Source organism: Streptomyces sedi (assembly GCF_006335015.1).
Lineage (GTDB): Bacteria > Actinomycetota > Actinomycetes > Streptomycetales > Streptomycetaceae > Streptomyces > Streptomyces sedi.
Genome location: NZ_VDGT01000001.1, coordinates 283,136 through 309,620 on the forward strand (window position 1 = coordinate 283,136; position 26,485 = coordinate 309,620).

Here is a 26,485-nt window from a genome sequence, read left to right on the forward strand (position 1 = left end):
GTCCGCCCCAAGTCCGACCACCGTCCGACCGGGCTCCGGCCGAGTCCGCACGAAGTCCGACCGGGCTCCGGCCGAGTCCGACCAATGTCCGACCGACCCGGCTCACGCCGGAACGATGTTGACCAGCTTCGGCGCCCGCACGATCACCTTGCGGATCTCGGCGCCGCCCAGGGCCGCGACCACCGCCGGCTCCGCCAGCGCCAGCCGCTCCAACTCGGCCTCGCCGATCCCCGGCACGACCTCCAGCCGCGCCCTGACCTTGCCGCGCACCTGGACCACGCACGTCACCGTCTGGTCCGCGACATACGCCGGATTGGCCACCGGGAAGCGCGCGTGCGCCACGCTCGGCTCGTGCCCCAACCGCCGCCACAGCTCCTCGGCGACGTGCGGCGCCAGCGAGGCGATCAGCAGCACCAGCGTCTCCGCCGTGCTCCTGGGGACCTCGCGCAGCTTGGTCACATGGTTGTTCAGCGCCGTGATCTTCGCGATCGCGGTGTTGAAACGCAGCTGGTCCAGGTCCTGGCCGACGCCGTGGATCGTCTTGTGGGTGATCCGCAGCGTCTCGTCGTCCGGCTCCGCCTCGACGACGGAGACCTCGCCGGTCTCCTCGTCCAGCACGTTCCGCCAGATCCGTTGCAGCAACCGGAACTGGCCGACGACCGCGCGGGTCTCCCACGGCCGGGAGACGTCCAGCGGGCCCATCGCCATCTCGTACAGCCGCAGCGTGTCGGCGCCGTAGGCGGTGAAGATCTCGTCCGGGGAGACCACGTTCTTCAGGGACTTGCCGATCTTCCCGATCTCCCTGTCGACCCGCTCGCCCTCGTGGAAGAAGGCGCCGTCGCGCTCCTCCACCTCGGCGGCCGGCACCGGGAAGCCCCGGGCGTCCCGGTAGACGTACGCCTGGATCATGCCCTGGTTGAACAGCTTGTGGTACGGCTCGGGCGAGGAGACATGCCCCAGGTCGAAGAGCACCTTCTGCCAGAAGCGCGCGTACAGCAGGTGCAGCACCGCGTGCTCGGACCCGCCGATGTACAGATCGACGCCGCCGGAGGCCATGCCCTCGCGGGGCGCCATCCAGTACGCGTCGATCTCCGGGTCGACCAGCTTCTCCGCGTTGCGCGGGTCCAGGTAGCGCAGGTGGTACCAGCACGAACCCGCCCAGTTGGGCATCGTGTTGGTCTCCCTGCGGTACCGCTTCGGTCCTTCGCCCAGGTCCAGGGTGACCTCGGTCCACTCGGCGTTCCGCGACAGCGGGGTCTCCGGCCGGGTGTCGGAGTCCTCGGGGTCGAAGGTGCGCGGCGAGTAGTCGTCGACCTCCGGCAGCTCCAGCGGCAGCATCGAGTCGGGCAGCGCGTGGGCCACTCCGTCCTCGTCGTAGACGATGGGGAACGGCTCGCCCCAGTACCGCTGCCGGCTGAACAGCCAGTCGCGCAGCCGGTAGGTGACGGTGCCCTCGCCCAGCCCCGTGGACTCCAGCCAGGCCGAGGCGCGGGCCTTGGCCTCGGGGACGCTCAGCTCGTTCAGCGACAGCGAGTCGTTGGCCGAGTTGACCAGCGTCGCCTCGTAGGAGGTGTAGGAGTCGTCCCAGGTGTCCGGGTCCGTGCCCCGGCCGTCCGTCGGGCGGACGACGCAGCGCATCGGCAGCCGGAAGGCGCGCGCGAACGCGAAGTCCCGGGAGTCGTGCGCCGGGACGGCCATGATCGCGCCGGTGCCGTAGCCGACCAGCACGTAGTCGGCGACGAAGACGGGTACCCGTTCGCCGTTGGCCGGGTTGGTGGCGTAGGCGCCGGTGAAGACGCCGGTCTTCTCCCGGGCGTCGGACTGCCGTTCCACGTCGGACTTGGCGCCGGCCTGCCGCCGGTAGGCGGTGACCGCCTCGGCCGGCGTCGCGTGACCGCCGGTCCACTCCTCGCGGGTGCCCTCGGGCCACGCGGCCGGCACCACGTCGTCGACCAGCTCGTGTTCGGGGGCCAGCACCAGATAGGTGGCGCCGAAGACCGTGTCCTGGCGGGTGGTGAAGACGGTGACCGTGCGCCCCTTCTCCGCTTCCCCAATACCGAACGCGATCCGCGCGCCCTCCGAGCGCCCGATCCAGTTGCGCTGCTGGATCTTGATGGCCTCCGGCCACTCCACCGTGTCCAGGCCGCTCAGCAGCCGCTCGGCGTAGGCGGTGATCCGCATGTTCCACTGGCGCAGCTTGGACTTGAAGACCGGGAAGTTGCCGCGCTCGGAGCGGCCGTCGGCCGTGACCTCCTCGTTGGCCAGCACGGTACCCAGGCCCGGACACCAGTTGACCGGGGCGTCGGAGGCGTACGCCAGCCGGTACTCGCCCAGCAGCTCGGCGCGCTCGGCGGCGGACAGCTCACTCCAGGGGCGCCCGTCGGGCGTCTTGCGCTCCCCCGAGGCGAAGGCGGCGACCAGCTCGTCGATCGGCCGGGCGCGCCCCTCCTCGGTGTCGTACCAGGAGTCGAAGATCCGCGAGAAGATCCACTGCGTCCAGCGGTAGTACTCGGGGTCGATCGTGGCGAACGAGCGCCGCTCGTCGTAGCCCAGGCCCAGGCGCCGCACCTGGCGGCGGTAGGTCTCGATGTTGGCCTCGGTGGAGACCCGCGGGTGGGTGCCGGTCTGCACGGCGTACTGCTCAGCGGGCAGCCCGAACGCGTCGTAACCCAGCGCGTGCAGAACGTTGTGGCCGGTCATCCGCTGGTAACGGGCATAGACGTCCGTCGCGATGTACCCCAGCGGGTGGCCGACGTGCAGCCCCGCGCCCGACGGGTAGGGGAACATGTCCATCACGAACTTCTTCGGCCGTGCGGCCAGCTCGGCGTCGTCCGCGAGATCGCCGGTGGGGTTGGGCGCCTCGAAGGTGCCGTGCTCCGCCCAGTAGTCCTGCCAGCGGGCCTCGATCTCGGTCGCCAGCGCCGCGTCGTACCTGTGTGTCTCGCTCATCGTCCTCGAAGTCCCCAAAAGCGTCGTCGATCCTGCTGGCCCGGCGGCGCCAGCCGACGAACCGGCCGCGCCCGCCCACGAAAAAGCCCCTCGCACAGGAGGGGCTGGCCGCGCCGGCGTCGTCTCTATGTCGCTCAGCGCGGCCGGAGAAGAAGGAGGCGTGCGGCACGCATGGCAGACAGGGTAGCGCACCGGGGAAACCGCCCGCCCCGCCGATCGGCCGCGAACCGCCCGGTCCGAGCCAGTGCACGGCGCGCGAATCCGCTTGCCCCCGCCATAACCGCGCGCCACCGCGCGACCCGGCGCGCCCCTCCCCCGCACTCCCCGGCCCACACGGAATCCACACACAACCGGCCGGTATACGTACCAGTAATCCGCCCTACGCAACAGTAATCAGCAGCAGTAACGAGCGACGGCCACTTCCCGCCGCGTTTCGCTGAGTCCGTTACGGCTTCCGATCTCCGCCTCCCACGCGACTCCCGGACCCACGAAGGCAAGAGAGAAGATGAATCCGGGGAACCCCGATGGCAGGCTGTCGAGGCGACGACGGATCACTCCGCCTTGGGAATCGTCAATTCCACGAGACAGGGAGTCACATGCCGACCGTGACGGGAAAACTACGCCGGCGGCTTCTGGTGCCGGACGACTCGGAGGTCACATTCGACAGACGAGGATTCCACAGCGGGGACCCGATGAGGCAGAAGCATCTGGAGAAAACCGCCAGACAATTCCTCACCGGGCTCCGACACGGCGTCGAGAACAGGTCCATCCAGGAGATGCGCTCCCGACTCGAAGAGGTGGAGCGCCCCTACCGGGGCTTCGCCTACGAGGGCGCCGGCATGGGGGTGGCCGTCTCCGACGCGCTGGCGCCCTGGCGGCGCTCGCGCACCCGTGAGCTGCTCGACGGCCCCGGCGCCCCCCATGTCTACATGGTCTACGTGGGCGTCGGCTGGGCGATGGCCCGGCTGCCGCGACCGCTGTGGCGCGGACTGGCCCTGCCGGACCCGCTGCTGCGCTGGCTCGCCCTCGACGGCTACGGGTTCCACGAGGCGTACTTCGCGACCACCCGCCATGTCGCCCGGCACACGCCGCCCCGGGTGCGTGTCCCGTGGGCCGACTCCTCCGGCTACGCCTCCCGGGGCGTCGACCAGGGCATCGGGCGAGCACTGTGGTTCGTCTGCGGCGCCGACGTGCGGCGTCTCGCCGACGTGGTCGGCGACTTCCCGCCCGCCAGGCACGCGGACCTGTGGAGCGGCGCCGGGCTGGCCGCCACCTACGCCGGGGGCGTCGGGGACGAGGACCTGGCGCTGCTGGTCAAGCTGGCCGACCGGCACGGCCCCTCGCTGGCGCAGGGGGCGGCGTTCGCCGCCAAGGCGCGGGTGCGAGCCGACCTGGTGGCACCGCACACGGAGGCGGCCACCCGGGTGCTGTGCGGACGCACCGCGGCAGAGGCGGCAGCGGTGACGGACGAGGCGCTGGAGGGGCTGCCGCCGGACGGCGCGCTGCCCGCGTTCGAGACGTGGCGGGAGCGCATTCGAAAGGCCCTGGAGCGGACCTAGCGCGCGGAGCGGACAGGGGCGCCGGAGTTCCGGCGCCCCTGTCCGCCGTGCCCAAAAGTCGTTCCGGATTCGGCGGGTAACGGGCGGCGGGAGCCATCGGCCGCACCCCGGACCGCATTTCTGGAGATGCGCCCCTCCGAATATCCACACCACACTTGCGGTACATCGAACAGAACTCCGAGCGCCCCGGGTTGCGCGGGGCGCTGCCATTGCGTCAGGCCGCCGATATCCGCACTCACTTCAAGCGTTTCCGTGGACCGAGGAACGGTCTCAGAATCCGACAGCTGGGGAGAAGAAATTGACCGGCTTTCCCACACGACTACGCCTGCTGGTTCCCGGCGTGGTCGCCCTGACCTTCATGACGTCTCTTTTCTTTCTCGCCAGACTTCCGGAGGTGTCTGCCGCCACGCAGCGCGAGATGGCGGAGCGCTACGAGTTCACCGAGATGGAGATCGCCATGCCGCCCGGCTACCAGGCGGACCAGACCGTGCGGGAAGTCAATCCCGCGTTTCACCACATCAGGTCGTGGATATCGTCCGTCGGCGCCTCCGTGGCGCTCAACGACCTCCAGGGCACGGGCAACCCCGATGACCTGTGCATCGTGGACCCCAGGAGCGACGAGATCGTGGTCACCTACGCCCCGACCGCGCCGGAGGAGGGGCGGTTCACGCCGTTCCTCCTCGACCAGGGCGAGTTGCCGATGGACGACTCCATGGCGCCGATGGGCTGTACCCCTGGCGACTTCAACGGCGACGGCCGGATGGACCTGCTGACGACGTACTGGGGCCGCACCCCGGTGGTCTTCGTGGCACGGTCGGACGCCGAGGAGCTGAGCAACGACGCCTACCGGCCGGTCGAGCTGATCCCGCAGGAGTCCTTCGACGGCGGCTACCACGGGGCGCGTTGGAACACCAACGCCGTCAACGTGGCCGACTACGACGGCGACGGGCACCCGGACATCCTGATCGCCAACTACTTCCCCGACTCGGACGTCCTCGACTCCGACGGAGTGGACAACGTGGAGATGAACAACTCACTCTCCAACGCCAAGAACGGCGGCGGCGCGCACCTGCTGCGGTTCCACGACGCGACCTCGGGCCCCGACCCGACGTTGGAGTACGTCGAGGTGCCGGGCGCGATCCCGCAGGAGGACGCGACGGGGTGGACGCTGGCGATCTCCAGCGCCGACCTCACCGGCGACGGCCTGCCGGAGATGTACATCGCCAACGACTTCGGCAAGGACCACCTGCTGCACAACGTCTCCGACGCGGACGGCATCAGGTTCGAGACCGCGCTCGGGGAACGCTCCTGGTCGGACCCCAAGTCGTTCGTCCTGGGCTACAGCTCGTTCAAGGGCATGGGGATCGACTTCGGCGATCTCGACAACAACGGCAGCTTCGACATGATGGTCAGCAACATCACCAGCGCCTGGGGGCTTGAGGAGAGCAACTTCGCCTTCGTCAACCAGGCGGACAGCGAGGCCGAGATGGCGGACAGCCTCGCGGGCGGCACCGCGCCCTTCACCCAGGACGCCTACGACCTGGGGCTCGCGTTCACCGGCTGGGGCTGGGACGTCAAGATGGGCGACTTCCTCAACAGCGGCAACCTGGAGATCGTGCAGACCGAGGGCTTCGTGAAGGGGGAGATCAACCGCTGGCCGTGGCTTCAGGAGATGGCCATGACCAACGACAACCTCTTCACCGATCCGGCCATGTGGCCGAAGATGCAGCCGGGCGACGACCTGGCCGGCGGCGATCCGATGGCCTTCTACGCCCGCGAGTCCGAGGGGGAGCGGTTCGCCAACCTCAACGGCGAGCTGGGACTCGACGAGGCGATCCCCTCGCGCGGGGTCGCGATGGCGGACACCCGAGGGAACGGCGCCCTCGACTTCGCGGTCGCCCGCCAGTGGGGCGCGCCGGTGTTCTTCGCCAACAACGCTCCCGAGCTGGGCAATGTCCTCGACCTCGACCTCTACCGGCCGCACGCCGAGGGCGCCGCGGACGGCGGGATGCGGTTGGCGGGCCAGCCCGCCTACGAGGCGACGGTCCGGATCGAGACGCCGGACGGCCACACCCAGGTCAACCGGCTGGACGGCGGCGGCGGCCACAGCGGCAAACGCAGCTTCGAGGTGCGGTTCGGCCTCGGCGAGTACGACGGGCCGGTCTCGGCCCAGCTGCGCTGGCGTGACGTCTCCGGCGAGTACCGCGAGGAGACGCTGGAACTGACGCCCGGCAGCCACAGCCTGCTCCTGCACGAGACGGCCGAGGAGGTCACCGGCTCATGACCACCATCACCCGATCGAACGCCCCCTCAGAGGTGCCGCCCGCCACGCCACGTCCGCCGGAGGACAAACCGCGGGACGTGCGCTATCTGGCGCTGCGCAACTTCGCCCTCTCCCTCACGGTCTTCAACATCCTCGGCTACACCGTGCTCGGTTTCGAGCAGGCTCCGCTGTGGCCCTTCCTGGCCCTGGCGACCGGCTACGCGACGGAGATCGTTCTGGAGATGGTCAGCGCCTGGTCGGAGCGGCGCGCGCCGCGCTTCCTCGGGCGCGGGCCGCGCGGCGTGATGGAGTTCCTGCTGCCGGCGCACATCACCGCCCTCGCCGTCAACATGCTGCTGTACGCCAACGGGTCGTGGTGGCCCGTCATGTTCGGTGTCGTGGTGGCCGTGGGGCAGAAGCACGTGCTGAAGGCGCCGATCAACGGACGGTGGCGGCACTTCATGAACCCGTCCAACTTCGGGATCGCGTTAACCCTGCTGTGTTTCGGCAGCTGGGTCAGCATCGCGCCGCCCTACCAGTTCACCGAGTACGCCAACACGGTATTCCGCATTCTCATCCCGCTGATCATCGTGACGGCGGGAACAGTCATCAACGCGATGCTGACCCGCAGGGTGATGCTGATAGTCGGTTGGCTCGGCGGATTCGTGATCCAGGCGTTGATCCGGTATTGGTTCTGGGACGTGGCGCTTTTCACCGCACTGGGCGTGATGAGCGGCGTTGCCTTCGTTCTGTTCACCAACTACATGGTCACCGACCCGGGAACCTCCCCGTCCAAACCGCGGCCGCAGTTCATGTTCGGCGCGGGGCTGGCGATGATCTACGGCGTCCTCATGCTGTTCAACGTGGTCTACACGCTGTTCTTCGCGACCGCGATCATCTGTGCGCTGCGTGGCGGTTACTGGTACGTCGTCTGGGCGCGCGAGCGTATCCAGCGGCGTCGGGAGGCGTCTCTGGAAGAGCCGGCCACCGACGTGGTGGCCGCGCCGCAGGCCCAACCCGTGCGGGCCTGACCTCCCCGTACCCCCGCACGGACCCCGAACGAGACGCCCGGCTGGACCACCAGCCGGGCGTCTCGCCCGTATGGGGTCGCCGCGCCGCAGCGCCGCCTGGGGCGATTCCACCGAAGCAACCGGGAAAAGCGGGTCATCGCCCCGGCATAACGCCTCTACATAACGGCGACACATAACGTCGTGATGCCAAAAACGCAGGTCAGGGCGGCGCATTAGCATACTGAAAGAAGACACCCTCCTTTTCCGTGGTGCAGAGTGGGAAGCGATCGCGATCCCCATCTCCGAAAGCAACGCGGACAAGAGGAAGAAGGCCATACCAGCATGGACAGGATCGCCGTTGTAGGCATGGCTTGCCGCTATCCGGACGCCACTTCCCCGAACGAACTCTGGGAGAACGCCCTGGCCGGCCGCCGGGCGTTCCGCCGGCTGCCGGACGAGCGGATGAACCTGGCGGACTACTGGGACCGGGACCCGTCCGTTCCCGACCGCTTCTACGCGAGGAACGCGGCCGTCATCGAGGGCTACGAGTTCGACCGGGCGGCGCACCGCATCGCGGGCAGCACCTACCGTTCCACCGACCTCACCCACTGGCTGGCCCTCGACATCGCCGGCCGGGCTCTGGCGGACGCCGGCTTCCCCGAGGCGGAAGGCCTGCCGAGGAAACGCGCGGGGGTCGTCGTGGGCAACACCCTCACCGGCGAGTTCGCCAGGGCCAACCTGATGCGGTTGCGCTGGCCTTACGTCCGTCGGGTGGTCGGCGGCTCCCTGCGAGAGCAGGGCTGGTCGGACGAGCGGCTGGACACCTTCCTCACAGAGCTGGAGCGCTCCTACAAGAGCCCCTTCCCCGCCCCGGACGAGGACACCCTCGCCGGCGGGCTGTCGAACACCATCGCCGGCCGGATCTGCAACCACTTCGACCTCAACGGCGGCGGCTACACCGTGGACGGCGCCTGCTCCTCCTCGCTGCTCTCGGTCGCCACCGCCTGCCGGGGGCTGCGGGACGGCGAGTGGGACGTCGCCGTCGCCGGCGGCGTCGACCTGTCGATCGACCCCTTCGAGATCGTCGGCTTCGCCAAGACTGGCGCCCTCGCCAGGGGCGAGATGCGGGTCTACGACCGGGGCTCCAACGGCTTCTGGCCGGGCGAGGGCTGCGGCATGGTCGTGCTGATGCGGGAGCGCGACGCTGTCGCCTCCGGCCACCGCGTCTACGCCACGCTCAGCGGCTGGGGCGTCTCATCCGACGGCCGCGGCGGCATCACCCGGCCGGAGGCCAGCGGCTACCGGCTCGCGCTGGGCCGCGCCTACGAGATGGCCGGCTTCGACGTCGGTTCGGTGACGCTCTTCGAGGGGCACGGCACCGGCACCGAGGTGGGGGACGCGACCGAACTCTCCGCGCTGGCCGCCGCCAGGGCCGAGGCCGGCACCGCACGCGGCCCGGCGGCGATCGGCTCGATCAAGGGCATGATCGGGCACACCAAGGCTGCGGCTGGGGTGGCCGCGTTGATCAAGACCGCGCTGGCGGTGCACCACGGGGTGCTGCCGCCCAGCGTCGGCTCGTTCGAGCCGCACCAGGTGTTGGAGGAGAACCCGGATCTGCTGCGGGTCCTACGGCAGGCCGAGCCCTGGCCGACAGACGCCCCTCTGCGGGCCGGCGTAACCGCCATGGGGTTCGGCGGCATCAACACCCACGTGGCCGTCGAGGGCGTAGAACGGCGCCGGCGCCCCGCCCTCAACGCCCGCGCGCGGGACCTGGCGACCACCGCCCAGGACGCCGAACTGCTCCTGCTCGACGCCGCCTCGCCGACCGAACTACGCTCCTCTGTGGCCGAGTTGACCGCGTTCGTCCCGCGGCTCTCGTACGCCGACCTCGCCGACCTCGCGGCCGAGACACAGCGCGGCCTGCGCGAGCTGCCGTACCGGGCGGCGCTGGTGGTGGCCTCACCGGACGACGCGGAGCTGCGGCTGCGGCGGATGCTGGACCACCTCGACGCGGGCGAGGAGAGCTGGGGCTCCACCGACGGCCAGGACCTGTACGGGCGAGCGGGCGCCGGCCGGATCGGCTTCCTCTTCCCCGGACAGGGGTCGGGCCACGGGGTCAGCGGTGGCGCGCTGCGCCGTCGGTTCCCCGAGGCGGCCGAGGCGTACACGCGGGCCGCGCTGCCCTCGGGGGCCGACGCCGTCGCGACCGAAGTGGCCCAACCGCGCATCGTGACCGGCTCGTTGGCCGGGCTCCGTGCGCTGGCCTCGCTCGGCGTAGAGGCCGAGGTCGCCGTCGGCCACAGCCTGGGCGAGATCTCGGCACTGCACTGGGCGGGCGCGCTCGGCGAGTCGGCGCTGCTGCGGGTGGCCGCCACCCGGGGCGAGACCATGGCCCGGCACAGCTCCACCGGCACGATGGCCGGGGTGGAGGCGGCGCCGGACGTGGTGCGTTCCCTGATCGGCGCGCTGCCGCTGGTCGTCGCCGGCTTCAACGGTCCCGAGCAGACCGTGGTCGCCGGGCCGCCGGAGGCCGTTGACGCTTTCGGTGAGCAGGCGTCCGCCGCGGGCGTGCGCGCGACCCGGCTGCGGGTGTCGCACGCCTTCCACTCGCCGCTCGTGGCACCGGCCGCCGACGCGTTCGCCGACCGCCTCGCCGACGAGGAGTTCGGGCCGGTGATGGGGCGGGTAGTCTCCACCGTCACGGGCGAGCCGTTGGTGCCGGAGACGGACGTGCGGGCGCTGCTGCGCCGCCAGATCGTCGAGCCGGTGCGCTTCGCGCAGGCGGTCGCGGCGGCCTCCGACGAGGTGGACCTGTGGATCGAGGTGGGCCCCGGCCGGGTGCTGGCCGGGCTGGCCGGATCCGTCTCCCCCACCCCCGCGGTCGCCCTGGACACGGACGACGAGTCCCTCACCGGGCTGCTGCGGGTCGTCGGCACCGCGTATGTGGCCGGCGCCCCGGTGGACCACGGTGCTCTCTTCCGGGGGCGGCCGGCGCGCCCGTTGCCGATCGGGCGGAGCTTCACGTTCCTGACCAGCCCGTGCGAGGAAGTCCCCACCCTGACGCCGGGGCAGGCCCCCGGCGGGGCACCGGCTCCCAAGGGACCGGCCGAGGAGCCGTCGCCGTTGGCCGCCTCGGGCTCCAGCCTGGAGATACTGCGCCGACTCGTCGCTGAGCGCGTGGAGTTGCCCGGAGACCTGGTGAGCGACGACAGCCGGCTCCTGGAGGATCTGCACCTCAGCTCGATCACCGGCGGCCAGCTGTTCAACCAGGCGGCCGGCTATCTCGGGGTCTCCCTCGTGCAGCCGCCGACCAACTTCGCGACCGCCACTCTCGCCGAACTCGCCGAAGCTCTGGACTCGTTGGCCCAGAACGCGCCGGAGGCCCGGCGCGCGCCGGCCGCCGAGGGCGCCACCGCGTGGGCCAGGGCCTGGTCGGTCGCCCTGGACGAGGTGCCGCTGCCGGCGGGCGCCGGCGCCAGCGCCCCCGGGCACTGGGACGTGCACGCCGTCGAGGGCGACCCGCTGGCCGCCCCGCTGGCCGAGGCCCTGACGGACGCGGCGCTCGGCGGGGGGCAGCTGGTGTGCCTTCCGGAGCACGAGCCGGAGCGGCACCTGTCATTGGCGCTCGCCGGCGCCAGGGCGGCGCTCACCGGGCCGTCGGACGGGCGTCTCGTGCTGCTGCAACCGGGCGGCGGCGCGGCCGGGTTGGCGAAGTCGCTGCATCTGGAGGCGCCCGGGCTGCGAGTGACGGTGGTGCGCGCGCCCGCCGTGCCGGAGGCCGTCGCGTGGACCGTCCAGGAGGCCGCGGCGACCGTGGGGTTCGCGGAGGCGCACTACGACGCGGAGGGGGTGCGCCGGGTGCCCACGCTCCGCGCCATGCCGGTCCGCGCCCCTGAGTCGAAGACCCCGCTCGGCCCCCAGGACGTGCTGCTGGTCACCGGCGGGGGCAAGGGCATCACCGCCGAGTGCGCGCTCGCGCTGGCCGGGGACAGTGGTGCCGCGCTGGCGCTGCTGGGCCGCTCCTCGCCGGACGAGGACGCGGAACTCGCCGCCAACCTACGGCGGATGGCGGACGCCGGCGTCACCGTCGGCTACGCCAGGGCCGACGTCACGGACCGCCAGCAGGTGCGGGACGCGGTCGCCGAACTGGCGGAGCGGCTCGGCGCGGTCACCGCCGTACTGCACGGCGCGGGGCGGAACGCGCCGACCGGACTCGCTACCCTGACCGAGACCGAGCTCTCGGACACGATGGCGCCCAAGACCGAGGGGCTGCGCGCCGTGCTGGAGGCGGTGGACACCGAACGTCTGCGGCTCCTGGTGACTTTCGGCAGCGTCATCGGCCGGGTCGGTCTGCGGGGTGAGGCGCACTACGCGACGGCCAACGAGTGGCTGGCCACGCTCACCGAGGAGTTCGCCGCCACCCACCCCGACTGCCGGACGATGTGCGTGGAGTGGTCGGTCTGGTCCGGCGTGGGCATGGGGGAACGGCTCTCCGTCGTCGAGTCCCTGGCCCACGACGGCATCACGCCCCTCACCCCCGACCAGGGCGTGGAGATCATGCGCCGGCTGGTCGCCGACGCCGGCGCGCCACCCGTGGTGGTGGTCAGCGGGCGCACCGGGGCGATCGACACCGTGCGGCTCCACGCGCCCGAGCTGCCGCTGCTGCGCTTCGTCGGCGAGCCGCTGGTGCGCTACCACGGTGTGGAGCTGGTGAGCGAGGTCGAGCTGAGCGCGGGCACCGACCTGTATCTGGCGGACCATCTGCTGGACGACAACCTGCTCTTCCCCGCCGTGCTCGGCCTGGAGGCGATGGCCCAGGCCGCCGCCGCGGCGGTGGGCGAACGGCGGGCGCCGGCCTTCGAGGACGTCGAGTTCCCCCGTCCCGTGATCGTCCCGCCGAACGGCACCACCACCATCCGGGTCGCCGCCACCGTGGTGGACGACGGACTGCTACGGGTGGTGCTGCGCAGCGAGGAGACGGGCTTCGCGGCGGACCACTTCCGGGCGCTGCTGCGGTTCGGTGAGGCGCCGCCGCCGGCGGGCCCGCCGGAGCGGGTGCCGGCCGGGCTGCCGCCGGTGCCGCTCGACCCCACGCGCGACCTCTACGGCTCGGTGCTCTTCCAGGGGCGGCGCTTCCAGCGGCTGACCACGTTTCACCGGGCCGCCGCCCGGGCGGTCGACGTGGAGACCGTGCCGGGCCCGACCGACTGGTTCGCCGACTTCCTGCCGGGCGAGCTGCTACTGGGCGACCCGGGTGTCCGGGACACGTTGATGCACGGCAACCAGGTGTGCGTGCCGGACGCCACCCTGCTGCCCGTGCGGATCGAACGGCTGCGGACCTCGGGACCGCGCCCCACGGCGGAGCCCCTGCGGTTCAGCGCCACCGAGCGCCACCAGGACGGCGACACGTACGTGTACGACATCGCCGTACGCACCCCGGACGGCGAGGTCGTCGAACGCTGGGACGGGCTGTGGCTGCGCGCGGTACGCCGCCTGGACGGCACGGGGCCGTGGGTCGCCCCGCTGCTCGGCTCCTACCTGGAGCGGACGCTTGAGGAGGTGACCGGGGCCCGGGTCGCGGTCGCGGTCGAACCCGACGGCCCGGAGCCGGCGGAGCGTGGCGAGCGCACCGCGCTCGCCGCCGGGCGCGCCCTGGGCCGCCCGGCGACCGTCGACTACCGGCCGGACGGCCGCCCCGAGGTGGCCGGCACCGGGGTCTCGGCTTCCCACGGCGCCGGCGTCACCCTCTGCGTCGCGGGGTCTGGCGCCCTCGGTTGCGACGTGGAGGCTGTGGCGCCCCGCACGGCGGAGGAGTGGGCGGGGCTCCTGGGCGCCTATCTACCGGTGGCCGATCTCCTCGCCAAGGAGAGCGGGGAGTCCACCGACTCCGCCCGCACCCGCGTCTGGTCGGCGGTCGAGTGCCTGCGCAAGGCCGGACTGCCGTTGGGTGACGCGCCGTTGACGCTCGCCGCGCGGGAGCGCACCGGCTGGTCGGTGCTGGTCTCCGGCACGGCGCGGATCGCGACCTTCGCGACGGCGCTGCGGAACGTCAACGAACAGGTCGTGTTCGCGATTCTCTCCGAAGGGCGGTCCCTGACCGATGCCTGAGTACTTCGAACTCCGCCACACCGTTGGTTTCGAGGAGACCAACCTGGTGGGCAACGTCTACTACGTCCACTACGTCCGTTGGCAGGGCCGCTGCCGGGAGATGTTCCTCAAGCGTCTGGCACCCGAGGTGCTGGAAGACCTGCGCGACGACCTGAAGCTCTTCACCCTCAGGGTGGAGTGCGAGTTCTTCGCCGAGATCACCGCGTTCGACGAGCTGTCCATCCGGATGCGGCTGATCGATCTGGGGCAGACCCAGCTGGAGTTCGGCTTCGACTACGTGCGGCTGGACCCCGAGGGCACCGGCGTGGAGACACTGGTGGCCCGCGGGCGGCAGCGGGTCGCCTGTATGCGCGGGCCCAACACCAGGACCGTGCCGAGCCGGGTGCCCGACGCGCTGCTGCGCGCGTTGGAGCCCTATCGGCCGCGGGTTCCGGCCGCGGCGCGGAGGGCCGCCTGATGGCGCCGGAACGGCTCTCCGGCCGGGCGCTGGAACCGGGGACGCTGCGCAGGTCGTTGGGGGCGTTCGCCACGGGGGTCACCCTGGTGACGGTCGGCGGGCGGACGCCGCACGGCATGACCGCCAACTCCTTCACCTCCGTCTCCCTCGACCCGCCGCTGGTGCTGGTGTGCGTCGACCGGGGCGCGCTGATGCACGCCAGTCTGGAGTCCCACGCCCACTTCGGACTCTCCGTCCTCTCCTCCCGGCAGGAGCCGGTGGCCCGGCACTTCGCCGACCGGCGGCGCCCGTTGGGCGCGGCCCAGTTCGACACCGTCGACTGGTTCCCCGGGCGCGCCACCGGGGTGCCGCTGATCCGGGACGCGTTGGTGACCCTTGAGTGCGCGGTGTGGCGCGGCTACGCGGGCGGCGACCACACCATCTACGTCGGCCGGCTGCTTACGCTGACCGACGGGCCGGAGGCGGAGGCGCTGCTCTTCCACGCGGGCCGGTTCCGCCAGCTCAGCCACACCGATTCCAGCGGGGTGGCGACATGAGGGGAATCGCGCGGACGACGGCGCCGACGCCGCCGGGACCGCCCAGGAGAGCGAGTCTGCGGCTGCTCGGCGAGCTCGCCAGGGACCGGCTCGGCGTGATGCGCGCCGCCGCCGACCGCTACGGCGACGCGGTGCGGCTGCCGATGGGACCGACCCATCTGCACTTCTTCAACCACCCCGACCACGCCAAGCACGTGCTCGCCGACAACCACGCCAACTACCACAAGGGGATCGGCCTCACCCACGCCAAACGCGCGCTGGGCGACGGGCTGTTGACGAGCGAGGGCGAACGCTGGCGGGCGCAGCGCAGGACCGTTCAGCCGGTCTTCCAGAGCCGGCGGATAGCCGGGCAGGCCGGGGCGGTCGCCGAGGAGGCGGCGGCCCTGGTGGCCCGGCTGCGGAGCCGGCTGGGGCAAGGACCGGTGGACGTGCGGCAGGAGATGACGGGGCTGACCCTCGGCGTGCTGGGGCGCACGCTGCTGGACGCCGACCTCGGCCCGTACGCGACCATGGGCGGGTCTTTCGAGACGGTCCAGGACCAGGCGATGTTCGAGATGATCTCGCTCAACATGGTGCCCGCCTGGCTGCCCATCCCCCACCAGCTGCGGTTCCGCCGGGCCAGGGCCGACCTGGACCGGGTGGTGGCTTCGCTCACCGGGAGCCGCGGCCGGGAGGGCCTGGCCGGCCGGGACGACGCGCTCTCCCGGCTGCTGCTCTCCGTCGCGGCCGAGCCCGATCCGCGGGTGGCCGAACGGCGGCTGCGCGACGAGTTGGTCACCTTGCTGCTCGCCGGCCACGAGACCACGGCGTCGACGCTGAGTTGGGCGTTCCACCTGATCAGCCACCACCCCGAGGTCGAGGAACGGCTGCGCGACGAATCCACCAAGGTACTGGGGTCGCGGCTACCGACTTACGAGGACCTGCGGGAGCTGACCTACACGAGCCAGGTGGTAGAGGAGGTGATGCGGCTCTATCCACCGGTCTGGATTCTGACCCGCAGGGCGCTGGCCCAGGACGACGTCGGCGGCTACCGGGTGCCGGCCGGCGGCCAGGTGCTGGTCTCGCCGTACACACTGCACCGGCACCCGCGCTACTGGCGGCGGCCCGACGCCTTCGAACCGGACCGCTTCGGCCCGGGCGCCGCCGAGGACCGCCCGCGCTACGCCTACATCCCGTTCGGCGCGGGGCCGCGGTTCTGCGTGGGCAACCACCTGGGGATGATGGAGGCGGTCTTTGTCATCGCCCAGTTGAGCCGGGAGTTGCGGTTGGCCGCGGTGCCGGGCCACCGGGTGCGGCCGGAGGCGATGCTGTCGCTGCGGGTGCGGGACGGCCTGCCGATGACCGTCAGGCCCGCGCGGAGCACGAGCTGAGGAACGAGCCGAACGCCTTCGGGCCCGCGCGCTGGCGCGGGCCCGAAGGCGTTTTCTCACGTCGTGGCGGTGGCGCCGCCGCTACGAGGCCACGGGGATGACCCGTTCGGCTTCGGCGACCGGCGCGAGTGCCACCAGCACGGGCGGGTCGAACGACTCCGCCCTGCGTAAGAGCATGTCGGCGCTGGCCCGGCCGAGCCCCGGCCCGACCGCCAACGGTCCGCTGCCGCCCACCAGTCGGAGCGGCGGCGCGGCCTCGTCTTCGGGACCGTCCGGCTCCCCGGCGGGCACGGCGGAGCAGGCCAGGACGTGCCAGACGCCGTTCGGCACGTCCTCCAGCAGATAGTTGCCCGGGCCGCGCAGCTCGGCGCACCTGACGGGCGCGCCCTGCGGGACGACGTCGGGGAACAGCCCGACGAAGACGGGCGCGTTCCAGGCGGGAACGGGGAACGAGATGTGCCCGCTGACGGTGGAGGAGCCCCGGCCCTGGCCGCCGGGGGACTGGACCGCGCGCCAGGCGGTGTGCCCCCCGGTCGCCCGGTAGACGGTGGGCGCGACGCCCACCGCCGCCTTGAAGCGGGTGGAGAACGTCCCGACGCTGGAGTAGCCGACCCGGTTGCTGATGTCGGCGACGCTGAGCGCGGTCGACAGCAGCAGCCGCTTGGCGGCCTCCAGGCGCAGCGCGGACAGGAAGCGACCGGGAGACATGCCCGTTTCGGCCCGGAAAGTGCGAGAGAAGTGAAATTTGCTGAACATTGCTATGCGGGCCATGTCGTCGATGGTGAGCTGTTCGCCTAGGTTCTTGTGCATCGCGTCGATGACTCGCTCAACGGAGCATTTCATACTGCTTTCCATGGGTCGTTCTCCCGTGTTTCTGAGTGGCATCTGGTCAGGCATGCCGGCCAGGCGAGGGAGGGAGTCTCCAACAGATTTCACGGAGCCGGATGGTCACTCCAGGATTGGCTCGACCGTCGCCCCCGTAACGCCCATTCAGAATCGGACGCACGCCTCGCCCAATTAACGTGAACAGGCGCAGCATAACCCGGAAGAAGTCGATCAGCAAGGGGCAAATAGGCGTCGAGTTCAAGCCAGTTCGAGCCCGGCCTCCGCATCACCTCGATTGGCACCCGGTTCACCCCATGGTGATCGACGCCGTGAAAGCAACGTGGAAGAAGACAACGGCACCCGGTTGCCGTGATGCTGGGGGAACCGAAATGCCCACGGGCGCCACACGTCGGCGACCGGCGGAAAGGAGACCCCCGTGCTCGTCGCGGTTACCGGCGGCACCGGCTTTGTCGGCGCCCACTCGACTGCCGGAATCCTCGCCGCCGGCCACCGCGTTCGCCTGCTGGTGCGCGACCCCGCCCTGGTGAACAGGGCGTTGCGCCCATGGGGCGAACACCGGGCGCGAGTGTCCGTCGTGACCTGCGACGTCACCGACGAGGACGGCGTCGCCACCGCGCTGGCCGGCGCGGACGCCGTGCTCCACGCGGCCTCGGTCTACTCGTTCGACAGCAGGAAAACGGCCGAACTGCGCCGGGTAAATACACGGGGAACCTGGAACGTCCTCACCACCGCGCACGCGCTCGACATGAATCCGATCGTGCACGTTTCCAGCGTCGGCGCGCTCTTCCCTGCGCCACGCAGCCCACTCGACGGAAATTCACCGGCGGGTCGACCGCGCGAACCCTATCTGGCGAGCAAGGCCGCAGCCGAACGAATCGCCCGACAATTACAGGAAAACGGCGCTCCCGTTCTCATCACCTACCCACCGGCACTTCTCGGCCCACACGATCCCCATCTCGGGGACCAGACGACCCGTTTACACAACACGCTCAGAGGAATGATGCCGATCTGGCCCACCGGCGGATTCCCGCTCGGCGACGTCAGGGACACCGCCGCTCTGCACGCGCGACTGTTCTCCGCGCCACCGCGGGGAAAGAACCGGTTCTTCGGGCCGAACCACCAGGTGTCGACCGCACGTTTCCTGGCCACCCTCAGGGCGGTCACGGGGCGTGCGCTGCCCGCCGTCCGGCTGCCGGCGCGCGCCCTGGTCCCGGTGGGGCTCGCGGCCGACGCCTTCAGGAGGGTGTGGCCCTGGCCCGTTCCAGCCGAGTACGGCGCGATCTACACCTGCCTGTGCGACACCCGGGTCGCGGAGCACGCCGAGGGCCTCGGATGCAGGCCGCGACCGCTGGGCGAGACCGTGCGGGACACCGTCGCCTGGCTGCACCAAAGCGGCCGGCTCAGCGACCGGCAGGCAGGGCTGGCCGCCATGTCCCGCCGCGCCGGCGTCCGTTGAGTCACCGACACCGTGCGGGCACCGAAGGCGAGGGAGAACGGAAGCACATGGAGAGCGAGCGACGAGCGACCGACGCGCCCGGCACCGGGTGGTGGACCCCCGCGCCCCGGCACGTCGCGTACGCGCACACCAGGCGGAGCCTCACCCGCCTGCTGGAGCGGCGCCAGAACGCCGGCGGGACTCCGGTGCCGGCCTGCCCCGGATGGAACGTGACCGACCTGGTGCGGCACCTGGTCGGCATCTGCCTGGCCGTGCGGACCAGGATCGTGCGGGGCGAGGACGCGGAGGTGCCGGCGCTGGCCACGGCGACCGGGCCGGACAGCGGGGACCTCCGCCGGCTGCTGGAGCTGTGGGCCCAGCTGGGGGCAGAGCTGGACGCCCGAGTCGGCGGCGGCACGGCCGAGTTGAGCGAACCGCTGATCATGGACGCCTTCACCCACGAACTCGACATCAGGCGCGCCCTGGACGAGCCGCCGCCCGTCGGCCATCCGGCGTTCGCCGGCTCGCTCGACCTGGTCGCCAGGGGCTTCTGCCACGCCGTGCGCACGGCCGAACTCCCGCCGCTGCGCGTGGTGTCGGTGGGTGGCCCCAGTTGGCCATCGGGCCCGGGGGAGCCGGTGGCAACGCTGCGCGCCGCGCCCTGGGACCTGCTGCGCTCGCTGACCGGCCGGCGTTCGCCCGCCCAGTTGGCCGCGCTCGACTGGCGGGGCGCCGACCCGGCCCACTGGCTGCCCGCGTTCACCTGGGGCCCCTTCACCCCGCCCGCCACCGCCCACGAACGGCCCGCGCTGGCCCGCTGACCTTGGCGCGAGCCGCGCGGCCCGTGTCGGGGCCTCTCTTTCGGATCCTCGCGGGCTCGCGGGGTCGGTGAGGATCCGAAAGAGAGGCCCTCTAGGCACTGTCCGCCGCGTCCCACCCGTCCGCCAGCGGGAACGGCTCGCGGGCGCGTGACGCGTCGACCGAGCGGACGGCGGCCCTCACCTCGTCGCCGGCACTGGTCATCAGGCCCACCAACTGAGCCTCGAAGGTGCGCTCCGCGTCGTACGGCGCCACCAGGTACTGCCCCAGTTCGAGGGTCACCAGGCCGTGCGTCGCGATCCACATGCGCTGCGCCACCAGCTCGGCGTCGTCCGTGCGGAACCTCCCGCACGCGATGCAGCGCCGAGCGCAGGCGATGACCGGCGTCAGGGTGTACCGGCCGTGGGTGCGGTCGTCGTCCGAGAGCGAGAAGCCGGCGAGCGAGGCCCCACCGAACATCACCGCGTACAGATGCGGACGGACACGCGCGTTGTGGCGGTAGACCCGGCCCAGCAGCGCCATGTCGGCCACCGGGTCGTCGGACTCCGCCACCTCGCTGAACCCGTCCTGGAGCCGGGCGAATCCCTCGTGCACGATCTCCCGCACCAGCCCGGCCATCCCGCCGAAGTGCGTGTAGACCGGCATGGTGGAGCTGCCGGCCTCCTCCGCGATCCGCCGTGCGGAGAAGGCGGCGGGCCCCTCCTCGGCGAGCAGCCGGGCGGCGATGTCGATCATGGCGGTGCGGAGCTGCGGGTTGACCTTGCGCGGGCTCATCCGGGAGCGCCCCCCTTCCTGACGTTTTGGACGTTCCTGATGACGCGGATGTCTCCGCCGGCGCGGACGTCGCTGGCCCCCCGGGGGAGAGCCGCTACGCCGCCTCGGGGGCCGACCAGGCCACCACGGTCCTGGCGGCGGCCATGGCGGCCCAGGAGACGAGCTCGACCAGCGCGCGTTCGTCCCGCGCCGGCTCCGGGAGCGCCGCCAGGTCGTCGTCAGTGACCTGGTAGGAGGCGAGTGCGACCAGGAGCGCCACCCGGCCGGCGGGGCGCTCCCCCGGCGTGAGTGGCGCGACCGCGTCGTCGACCCAGGCGCGACTCGGCCCCCTCGGCCGGCCGTCCCAGTCGGCGAGTTGCCCGGCGAGCAGCTCCCGCACCGCGAGCGGTGCCGCCCGCGCCCCGGCCGCCTCAGCCGCAAGAGCGGCCTCAGCGACCGCCCTGGCCACCGACCCGTTGCCGGCCGCCCAGCGCAGATCGGGCGGCGGGGCCGCGCCCGCCGCCGGGGCCCGGCCCGGCGGGCCGACGCGCCGGCCGGCCGAGCGGATCACCCAGGCGAGCACCGGCGAGACGGCGCCCATGGTGCGGGCCGGCGCCCACGGTGGCAACGGGAGTTCGCCGAGGAACACGTTGACCACGCGGTTGAGGTAATGCAACAGCAGTGCCACGCCCATGAGTTCGGGCGCGGCGGCGGGGAAAGGGGGCGGCCCGGCCGAATCCCGGCGGGCTCCGGCCGCCGCCCACCCCGCCACGGCGCGCGTTCCCCCCTCGGGGATCGCCTCGAACGCACCGCGCTCGACGGCGCGCGCCACCGGGCCGGCGGCCAGGCCGCGCAGCGCACCGGCGTGCATGGTGACGCAGTACGGGCAGACGTTCCCGACCGAGACGGCAGCGGCGACCGCCTCCTTGGCCTCCCGGCTCGCCGCCCCCGGCACGAGCAGCGTTTCCCGCAGCAGCGCCCAGCAGGCCGCCAGGGTGGCCGGCGCCGCGGCGTGCGCCGCCAACGGCGGGGCCAGCACCCCGAACTCCCGCTCCACGGCCCGGTACACGCGCCGTACCCCGGGCGGCGCCGCGCGCGCCCGCACCGGCGTCACGTGGCGTAGCTGCGCCAGCGACAGGCCGCGCAGCGCGCGACCGACGAGTCGCGCCGTCATGGTGCCTCCCTCATCTCTCTCCTCATGGCGCGCCGGGGCCCGCCCTGTCCTGGCGGCGGGTGGACCCCTGGCACACGGAACGGCGGCCCCTCAGTCGCCCACCAGATGCGCGACGCTGTCGCGCGTGGCGCGCCGCCCACTGGTCGAACCGTCGGGCGAGGGAGCGCCGTAACGCACCGCCACCCCCCGCTCCCTCGCGGCCCGCACGATGCCGGGCACCGCGCGCTCGGCGAGCGCGGCGATGGTCAGCGCCGGGTTGACGGTGAGGCCGCCGGGCACCGCCGAGCCGTCGGTGACGAAGATGCCCTCGTGGCCGCGGAGTTGGTGGCCGTCGTCCAGCGCGGAGGTCGCCGGGTCGTCGCCGATACGGCAAGAGGAGAGCGGATGCACCGTGTAGGCGCCCACGACGTCGTTGGTCCAGGGCATCACCCGGGCCAGGCCGTCGCGTTCCAGGATCTCCCTGACGGCGGCGTCCGACAGCTCCCAGCCGCGCAGCGTGTTCGCCGTCGGGTGGTAGCTGAGGGGGCCGAAGCCGAGCATCTGCTGGGAGAGCCGGTCCGCGTTGCCCCGCTCGGGCGGCGGGCCGAAGACCCCCTCGTTGTCGTCCTCCGACATGGTGAAGACCGTCAGCCAGGACTGCCAGTCCCGCAGCATCTCCTTCTTCTCCGCGCCGAACCAGGTGGGGCCCTGGGCGTCCGGCACCTGGGCGAGGATGGTGCCCAACCCGGGCGGGAAGTACAGCTGTTCCAGCGAGAACCGCTCGAACTCCGGGAGGGCGCCGTCCAGCCGGTCCCAGGTCGCCACGGTCGGCCCCTTGCCGATCTGCGCGGCCCGAAACGCCACCCCCTCCTCGCGGGAGAGACCGAGCAGTTCGCCGACCCGCTCCTCGTTCAGCACGGCCGTGTTGAGCCGCTCCCCGTTGCCGGAGAAGTAGCGGCCCACCGCGCGTGGCAGCGCGCCGAGACGGGGTTCCGAGCGGCGCAGGATGACCGGGGTGGCGCCGGCCCCCGCCGCGACGATGACGATCTTCGCCCGGATGCGGCCCTGCCCGGTCCGCACCCGGTAGTCGACCTCGTCGAGCACGTCGTAGTGCACCAGGAAGCCGCCGTCGTCATTCCTCGCGATGTGCTGCACCTCGTGGAGCGGGCTGACCTCGGCCCCGTGGGCGACGGCCGCCGGCAGGTAGTTCAGCAGCAGCGAGCGCTTCGCGTCGAAACGGCAACCCGACATCATCCAGTTGCAGTTGACGCACAGCGCGTTGTCGATCGCGGCCGGCACCGGGTTGGCGGTGTGGCCGGCCCGGGCGCAGGCGGCGCCGAAGACGCCGCCCGCGTAGGTGGCGGTGTTCCAGTCGGACATCGTCACGGGCAGCGCCTCGACGACCCGGTCGTACCAGGGGTCGAGCGAGTCGCGGGTGACGGCGGCCGGCCACATCCGCCGGCCGATGCTGCCCTGCCGCTCGAAGACGAACCGGGGCGCGCGCGGCATCGCGGCGAAGTACACAACGCTGCCACCTCCGACGCAGTTGCCGCTGAGCACGCTCATCCCGTCGCCCACGACGAAGTCGAAGATCCGGGTGGTGGAGGACCCGAACCGGAAATCGTGGTCGAACTCGGTCCCGCTCAGCCACGGCCCGCGCTCCAGGACCCGCACCCGCGCGCCGCCGGCGGCGAGATGGTACGCGGGGATGGCTCCGCCGAAGCCGCTGCCGATGACGAGGACGTCTGTCTCTTCCGGTGTCTCTTCCGAAGTGGTCATGCCGGACTCCCTGTCGGGGTGGTGTCGGGGTGCGGCGAGGCCAACCGCTCGCGGTAGGAGAAGTCGGGGAAGCGCCACAGCCCGTCGCTGTCTGGCGCGGCGAAGCCGAGGGTGACCAGGCCCGGGTGGCCCTCCCGCAGGGCGTCCACGGTGTGCGAGTGCGCACCGGTGTCGAAGGCCATGTTGCAGAAGAGGGCCAGCCCGGTCCACAACTCCTTCTCCGGATGCCCTGGCGTCGTCAACTCGACGACCAGCGCGACCCGTTGCTCGGCGCTCAGCGCGACGAACGGGGGCACCGAGCCGTCCTCGGCGAGCGCGTGCCGCTCGCGGTACTCGTCGGCGTGCGCGTTGAGCGCCTCGGCCAGATCGTCGAGGGCGTTCTCCATGCCGCCCTCCGGCATCTCCAGCAGCATGAGGGCGCCCGCGGCGACGGCGCCACCGCCCTCGGAGATGCCGGCGACCGCCCGGTCCCCCGGCCACCTTTTCTCGCCGGGAATGATCGTGTCGGCGAACGCCTCCAGCGTCATCGTCCTTGTCTGCCTGTCGTCCGGGGCGTTCGCCACCGCGGTGCCTCCTGTCGTCGACCGCGTGCCGGGGAATTCCGGGCAGTTTCCCGGAATTCCCCGTTCGGCGGTCCGGAGAAGAAAAGGGTGAAGGGGGGTGGGTAAGAGACGGAAAAGGCGCGCGGAAGGAAGTCGCGCCGACCCGCGCCAGGGGTGCCGCCGGGGGAGCGCGGTCGAGGGGCCGCGCTCCCCTGGCGGCTCCCGACCGTCAGGACGGCGTGTTGACGGGCGTGTTCTGGTAAGCCGCGACGTGCCAGTCGCCGTCCCGGCGGACGCAGACCCAGGTCGCGCGGATCGCCCGCGCGGCGGCGACCTCCGTCTCCCCCGGCACCAGCACGCCCCCGTAGGTCACCATCACGCAGGCGTCCTCGCTCAGGAAGGTGACGGTCCTGGGGTCGCCGGTGACCCGGGTTCCCCGGTAGGGGCCAGCGTAGGCGGCGGTCATGTAGGTGCGGATCTCCGCGCGTCCCCGCAGGAAGACGTCACCCGGCAGGATGACGGTGGCGTCCTCGGTGAAGACGTCGGCGAAGGCGGTTCCGTCGTTCTCGGCCCACGCGCCGGCGATGCGGCCCGAGAGCGCGCGGACGCCGGCGGCGTCCACCGCCTCGTCGGCGCTGGAAGCCTGGGTACTGGCCTGGGACATGTGCTCCGCCCTTCGTGGTGGTCGGTCAGCGTGCCGCCATGGCCGTCGGCGCGGCCATGCCACGGGAAATACTTCTGCCGGCCGCCGGGGCGCGCATCTTCGTGGTTGCCCTCCGGGATCTGCGGTGCCGTCGACCGCTTTCCGCGTGCCCGCCGAGACAGCACGCAGCGAGAAGACAGCACCCGTCTGACTGGTGATACTCGGAGTCACGAACCAAGGGGCCCGGTATTCCGATTACCGGGATACCGGGCCCGCTTCCACATTCGTCGATTCCGGAAAATCCGACCCGCTCTGCCGGGAAAAGAGGAGAAGGCGTGAGGGAACAACAGGACGTGTACGCCGCGCTGACCGCCGAGAGTGAGGAGATCGACGCCCTGGTGGCGGAGTTGGACGAGCACCAGTGGGCGCTGCCGACGCCGGCCGCCGGCTGGACGATCGCCGACCAGATCGCCCATCTCGCCTTCATCGCCAGGATCGCCGCCGCTGCCGCCACCGACGTGGAGCGGTTCGAGGCGCTGGCCGCACCGGCGCGGGTGGACTTCCAGAGTGCCATCGACGCGGCGCTCGCCGAGCACCGCCGCGACACCCCGGCCGCCAACCTCGCCTGCTGGCGCGCGGAGCGCGAGGTCGCCACCCGGGGGCTGGCGGCCAAGCCCGCCGACTCCGTGGTGCCGTGGCTGGTCAACCCGCTGCCGCCGGCCGTGCTGGCCAGCGCCGGAATGATGGAGGTGTTCGCGCACGGCCAGGACATCGCCGACGCCCTCGCCATCCGGCGCGCCCCCACCGACCGGATCGCCCCCCTGGTGGCCTTCGGCGTCAGGACCAGGGACTTCGCCTATCTGGCCCAGGGCATCAAGCCCCCGGCCGAGGAGTTCCGCTTCGAGCTGACAGCGCCTTCGGGGCAGTTGTGGGCGTTCGGCCCCGAGGACGCCGAGCAGCGGGTCACCGGCACCGCGCACGACTTCTGCCTGCTGGTGGCGCGCCGCCGGCACGCCACCGACCTCTCTCTCGAAGCGAACGGGGTGGCCGCCACGGCGTGGTTGGAGATCGCCCAGGCCTACCGCGGCCCGGCCGGCGACGGCCGGCGCCCCGGCCAGTTCGCGCCCGTCCCCGGCTGAGCCGGCCCCCGGCCGCCGGCCGTCGACCCGTTGTCAGAGAGGTTGCCATGACAGCGACGCTGCTCGGTTCCTTGCGTAAGCGCCTGACCACCCCGGACACCTCCGAGATCCGCTTCACCACGCGCGGGTTCGACACCGCGAGCGCGCCCGCCCGCGCGAAGCTGGAGCACAGCGCGCTCCAGTTCCTGCTGGGATACGAGTTCGGCATCGAGCAGCGGGGACACGAGGCGCTGGTCACCCGGCTGGAAGGACTGGAGCGCGAGTACCAGGGCTTCGCCTACGAGGGCGCGGCCATGGCCCTGACCATCCGCGACGTGCTCCGGCCGACAGGCGGCAACCGGCTGGTGGAGACCTTCCTCGCCGGACCCGACTTCACCTCCGGCCCCGGCTCGCGGCACATCTTCATGGCCTACATCGGCGTGGGCTTCGCGCTGGCACGACTGCCTCGCGCGCTCTGGCGCCGCGCGCTCCCCGACGCGCGGGCCCTCGCCGACCACCCGGCCCTCAACTGGCTGATCATGGACGGCTACGGCTTCCACATGGCGTTCTTCGACCACCGCACCTGGGTGGAGGGGCAGCACGTCGGCGGCCCCTACCCCTGGCCGGGGCCGGCCGACTACACCCGCCGGGTGGTCGACCAGGGCGTCGGGCGCGGCATGTGGTTCACCCACGGCGGGGACGTGGAACGGCTGCTGACCACCATCGAGGGCTTTCCCCCGGAGCGCCGCGCCGACCTGGTGTCGGGGGCGGCCCTGGCCGTGACCTACGCGGGCGGCGTCGAGGCCGACCAACTGGAGGCGTTCGCCAAGGGCACCTCCGCCTACCGCGCCGAGGTCGGCCAGGGCGCGGTGTTCGCGCTGCGCGCCCGTGCCGTGGCCGACCTGGTCACACCGCACCACGAGGCAGCGGCGCGGCTCTTCTGCCGCAGGGACGCGCACGCCGCGGCCGAACTGGCCGCCGCCGGCGTGGTCGACCTGCGTGACGAGGGACGGACCCCCGCCTACGAGGTCTTCCGACAGCGCGTGATGCGGCACTTCGCCTGAGCGCGGCACGGCGGGCACAGCGCACACGGCACGCACACGCCACCCGGCGACCGCCCCGGTCCCCCGGGTGTCTCCCCAGCG

Annotated in this window: 18 protein-coding genes; 11 read left to right on the top strand and 7 right to left on the bottom strand. The window is 72.1% G+C overall.

Annotation, left to right across the window (positions count from 1 at the left end; all coding sequences use genetic code 11):
• Positions 1–102 precede the first annotated feature (102 nt).
• Positions 103–2,949 (bottom strand): leucine--tRNA ligase, encoded by a 2,847-nt coding sequence (gene leuS, locus FH715_RS01115; RefSeq protein WP_139640077.1) that lies wholly within the window; start codon positions 2,947–2,949, stop codon positions 103–105.
• Positions 2,950–3,545: 596 nt separating this feature from the next.
• Between leuS and FH715_RS01120 the strand changes: the two genes are divergently transcribed.
• The 7 genes from FH715_RS01120 (at position 3,546) to FH715_RS01150 (ending at position 16,252) form a co-directional block, all read left to right on the top strand.
• The gene (locus tag FH715_RS01120; protein WP_139640078.1) at positions 3,546–4,508 is read left to right on the top strand and encodes a DUF1702 family protein; all 963 of its coding nucleotides are present in this window, start codon (positions 3,546–3,548) and stop codon (positions 4,506–4,508) included.
• 394 nt (positions 4,509–4,902) lie between these two features.
• Complete coding sequence (locus FH715_RS01125; protein ID WP_425472642.1) at positions 4,903–6,792, top strand: CRTAC1 family protein; 1,890 nt, start codon at positions 4,903–4,905, stop codon at positions 6,790–6,792.
• Positions 6,789–7,802 (top strand): RnfABCDGE type electron transport complex subunit D, encoded by a 1,014-nt coding sequence (locus FH715_RS01130; protein ID WP_170184591.1) that lies wholly within the window; start codon positions 6,789–6,791, stop codon positions 7,800–7,802. The genes FH715_RS01125 and FH715_RS01130 overlap by 4 nt, the downstream gene beginning before the upstream one ends.
• Before the next feature lie 321 nt (positions 7,803–8,123).
• Positions 8,124–13,889, top strand: a complete 5,766-nt coding sequence (locus FH715_RS01135; protein WP_139640079.1) for a type I polyketide synthase — start codon at positions 8,124–8,126, stop codon at positions 13,887–13,889.
• A complete protein-coding gene (locus FH715_RS01140) occupies positions 13,882–14,346 on the top strand; it encodes an acyl-CoA thioesterase (RefSeq protein ID WP_139640080.1) in 465 nt (154 codons plus the stop codon). Before FH715_RS01135 ends, FH715_RS01140 begins: the two co-directional genes overlap by 8 nt.
• Positions 14,346–14,882: a flavin reductase family protein gene (locus FH715_RS01145; RefSeq protein ID WP_139640081.1), complete on the top strand. Its 537-nt coding sequence runs from the start codon at positions 14,346–14,348 to the stop codon at positions 14,880–14,882. Before FH715_RS01140 ends, FH715_RS01145 begins: the two co-directional genes overlap by 1 nt.
• Positions 14,879–16,252, top strand: coding sequence for a cytochrome P450 (locus FH715_RS01150; RefSeq protein ID WP_139640082.1), 1,374 nt, complete (start codon positions 14,879–14,881; stop codon positions 16,250–16,252). Before FH715_RS01145 ends, FH715_RS01150 begins: the two co-directional genes overlap by 4 nt.
• A gap of 81 nt (positions 16,253–16,333) precedes the next feature.
• On the opposite strand, the gene FH715_RS01155 is transcribed toward FH715_RS01150, so the two are convergent.
• Positions 16,334–17,149 carry a helix-turn-helix domain-containing protein gene (locus tag FH715_RS01155; protein WP_342782147.1) on the bottom strand — a complete coding sequence of 272 codons (816 nt, stop codon included), beginning with the start codon at positions 17,147–17,149 and terminating at the stop codon, positions 16,334–16,336.
• 364 nt (positions 17,150–17,513) lie between these two features.
• On the opposite strand from FH715_RS01155, the gene FH715_RS01160 reads away from it, so the two are divergent.
• Entirely contained in the window at positions 17,514–18,554 is a 1,041-nt protein-coding gene (locus FH715_RS01160; RefSeq protein ID WP_139640084.1) for an SDR family NAD(P)-dependent oxidoreductase, read from the top strand.
• A 47-nt stretch (positions 18,555–18,601) separates the two neighbouring features.
• Positions 18,602–19,354 (top strand): maleylpyruvate isomerase family mycothiol-dependent enzyme, encoded by a 753-nt coding sequence (locus FH715_RS01165; protein WP_170184592.1) that lies wholly within the window; start codon positions 18,602–18,604, stop codon positions 19,352–19,354.
• Positions 19,355–19,445: 91 nt separating this feature from the next.
• Here the strand turns inward: FH715_RS01165 and FH715_RS01170 are convergent, their stop codons facing one another.
• From FH715_RS01170 to FH715_RS01190, 5 genes are all read right to left on the bottom strand, one after another.
• The gene (locus tag FH715_RS01170; protein ID WP_139640086.1) at positions 19,446–20,126 is read right to left on the bottom strand and encodes a TetR/AcrR family transcriptional regulator; all 681 of its coding nucleotides are present in this window, start codon (positions 20,124–20,126) and stop codon (positions 19,446–19,448) included.
• Between the two features lie 94 nt (positions 20,127–20,220).
• A complete protein-coding gene (locus FH715_RS01175; protein ID WP_139640087.1) occupies positions 20,221–21,279 on the bottom strand; it encodes a carboxymuconolactone decarboxylase family protein in 1,059 nt (352 codons plus the stop codon).
• A 90-nt stretch (positions 21,280–21,369) separates the two neighbouring features.
• Entirely contained in the window at positions 21,370–23,037 is a 1,668-nt protein-coding gene (locus FH715_RS01180; RefSeq protein ID WP_139640088.1) for a GMC family oxidoreductase N-terminal domain-containing protein, read from the bottom strand.
• Entirely contained in the window at positions 23,034–23,564 is a 531-nt protein-coding gene (locus FH715_RS01185) for a DUF5987 family protein (RefSeq protein WP_139640387.1), read from the bottom strand. The genes FH715_RS01180 and FH715_RS01185 overlap by 4 nt, the downstream gene beginning before the upstream one ends.
• A gap of 244 nt (positions 23,565–23,808) precedes the next feature.
• On the bottom strand, positions 23,809–24,243 hold the full coding sequence (locus FH715_RS01190) for an SgcJ/EcaC family oxidoreductase (protein WP_139640089.1): 435 nt from the start codon (positions 24,241–24,243) through the stop codon (positions 23,809–23,811).
• 314 nt (positions 24,244–24,557) lie between these two features.
• Between FH715_RS01190 and FH715_RS01195 the strand changes: the two genes are divergently transcribed.
• Complete coding sequence (locus tag FH715_RS01195) at positions 24,558–25,361, top strand: TIGR03084 family metal-binding protein (RefSeq protein ID WP_211367364.1); 804 nt, start codon at positions 24,558–24,560, stop codon at positions 25,359–25,361.
• A gap of 47 nt (positions 25,362–25,408) precedes the next feature.
• Positions 25,409–26,404, top strand: coding sequence for a DUF1702 family protein (locus FH715_RS01200; RefSeq protein WP_139640090.1), 996 nt, complete (start codon positions 25,409–25,411; stop codon positions 26,402–26,404).
• Positions 26,405–26,485: the final 81 nt, after the last annotated feature.